This window comes from Tahibacter caeni (assembly GCF_024609805.1).
GTDB lineage: Bacteria > Pseudomonadota > Gammaproteobacteria > Xanthomonadales > Rhodanobacteraceae > Tahibacter > Tahibacter caeni.
This window is the reverse complement of the sequence record NZ_JANFVR010000511.1, coordinates 1-2,350: the sequence shown is the minus strand read 5'-3', so window position 1 is coordinate 2,350 and position 2,350 is coordinate 1. Positions and strand designations below refer to the sequence as shown.

Genomic DNA, 2,350 nt, shown 5'->3' with positions numbered 1-2,350 from the left:
CGAGGCGTTCGTCGCGGCCTGCGCGCGCGGCGACGCGGCCGAGGCCCGGCAGCGGCTTGCCGGACAGCCGGATCTGATCGCGACCCTGGCGCCGGCCCAGCTGCGCCAGCTGCCCGAGCTCGCGATGAACGGCACGGAAGCCGGCGTGCGCCTGATGGTCGAACTCGGCTGGCCCGTCGCCGTGCGCGGCGGCGACGAGCCGTTCGCGGCTTCGGCGTTGAACTGGACCGTGTTCCGCGGCAAGGCCGCGCTGACGGCGTTCCTGCTCGCGCACGGCGCGCACTGGCGCGAACGCCACGGCTACGGCAGCGACGTGATAGGCACGCTGTCGTGGGCCTCGTGCAACGAGCCGCCGGTCGAGGGCGACTGGGCCGGCTGCGCGCGGGCGCTGGTCGATCACGGCCTGCCGCGCGCGACACGGCCCGCCGGCGCCGGCGTCGACGACGAGGACCGCGTGACGCTGGTCGTCGACGGCGACACGCACCTGTTCGCCGCCGACGTCGCCGAGGTGCTGCTCGGCGAAACGTAAGTGGCGACGAGCGTGCGAACCGCTACGTCGAAGGCGCTTCGCCGGACCGGCGTCCGGCGAAGCGCCGACACACCGGCGGAATTATCGCAAAGAGTACTTTTAAACAACGCTGCAAAGCGCCTTGTTTGAAGGCTCATCGCCCAACGGACGACGCTTCGTCTCACCACTCGCCGCAATGCCCGCACCGTCGCCCGTCCCGCGCGTTTCACCTGACGGAACAGCCACGCCGCCGTTCGCGGACGGGGACAGCCGGCGCGCCGACTCGCTACAGTAGGGCTTCCTCACGCTGCGGAACGACTCATGGACTCGCGCCGGCTCATCGATCGCCGTCATCTGGATTTCCTGCTCCACGAAGTGCTGGCCGTCGACGACCTGTGCCGCTATTCGCGCTTCGCCGAACACGGCCGCGAGACGTTCGCCGCGGCGCTGGACCTGGCCGAGCAGGTCGCGCTCGACAAGTTCCTGCCGCACAACCGCAAGGCCGATCTGCACGAGCCGCAGCTCGTCGACGGCAAGGTCGCGCTGATTTCGGAGATCGGCGAAGCCGTCGCGGCGTTCTGCGCGGCCGGCTTTCCGGCCGTGCTGGCCGACTACGACCGCGGCGGCATGCAGATGCCGTTCGTCGTCGGCGCGGCCTGCGACGCGCTGTTCTGCAGCGCCAACGCCGGCACGATCGCCTATCCGACGCTCGCGCGCGCCGCGGCCAACCTGCTCGAGGTCTACGGCACGGCCGAGCAGAAGCGGCTGTACATGCAGCCGATCCTCGAAGGCCGCTATTTCGGCACGATGTGCCTGTCCGAACCCCAGGCCGGCTCGTCGCTGGCCGACCTCAAGACCACGGCCACGCCGCAGCCCGACGGCAGCTACCGCATGAGCGGCGCGAAGATGTGGATTTCCGCCGGCGACCACGAGCTCGGCGAGAACATCGTCCATCTCGTGCTCGCTCGGCTTCCCGACGCGCCGCCCGGCGTTCGCGGCATCAGCCTGTTCATCGTGCCGCGCTGGCGCGTCGAGGCGGACGGAAGCCGCGGCGCGCGCAACGACGTGCGTCTGGCAGGCCTGAACCACAAGCTCGGCCAGCGCGCGAGCGTCAACACCTTCCTGAAGTTCGGCGAGCAGGGCGACTGTGTCGGCTACCTCGTCGGCGCGCCGCACAACGGCCTCGCGCAGATGTTCCACATGATGAACGAGGAACGCATCGGCGTGGGCCTGAGCGCGATCCAGCAGGCGGCCGCGAGCTACCAGTACGCGCTGGCCTACGCCCGCGAGCGGCGCCAGGGCCGTCATCCGGACCAGAAGGACGCCACCTCGCCGGCCGTCGCGCTGATCGAGCATGCCGACGTGCGCCGCATGCTGCTGCTGCAGAAGTGCTACGTCGAAGGCGGCCAGATGCTCGCGTTCGACGCGGCCTTGCTGGTCGACCGCCAGCACGACGCGGACGAACGCGTGCGCGAGCAGAGCCACCTGCTGCTCGAGCTGCTGACGCCTATCGTCAAGGCCTGGAATTCCGACTACGCGCTGCGCGCGAACGATCTCGCGATCCAGGTGTTCGGCGGCTACGGCTACACGCGCGACTATCCGGTCGAGCAGTGCTGGCGCGACAACCGCATCAATCCGATCCACGAGGGCACGAACGGCATCCAGGCACTGGACCTGCTCGGGCGCAAGGCGCTGATGCGCGACGGCGCCGCGCTGCGCCTGCTGCTCGAGCGCATCGCGCAGACCTGCGCACAGGCCGCGGCCGATGCGACGCTCGCGCCGTTCGCCGCGGACCTGCAGCGCGCGGCCAGCCTCGCGGGCACGGTCACGCAGGCCGCCGGC

Annotated in this window: 2 protein-coding genes; both read left to right on the top strand. The window is 70.6% G+C overall.

The window, feature by feature from the left end; genetic code table 11:
- The coding region (locus NON22_RS23255; protein WP_257389369.1) for a hypothetical protein at positions 1-529 on the top strand (529 nt) is incomplete at its 5' end.
- Positions 530-829: 300 nt separating this feature from the next.
- Positions 830-2,350 (top strand): acyl-CoA dehydrogenase family protein (locus NON22_RS23250; protein WP_257389368.1); only part of this gene is annotated, 1,521 nt, incomplete at its 3' end.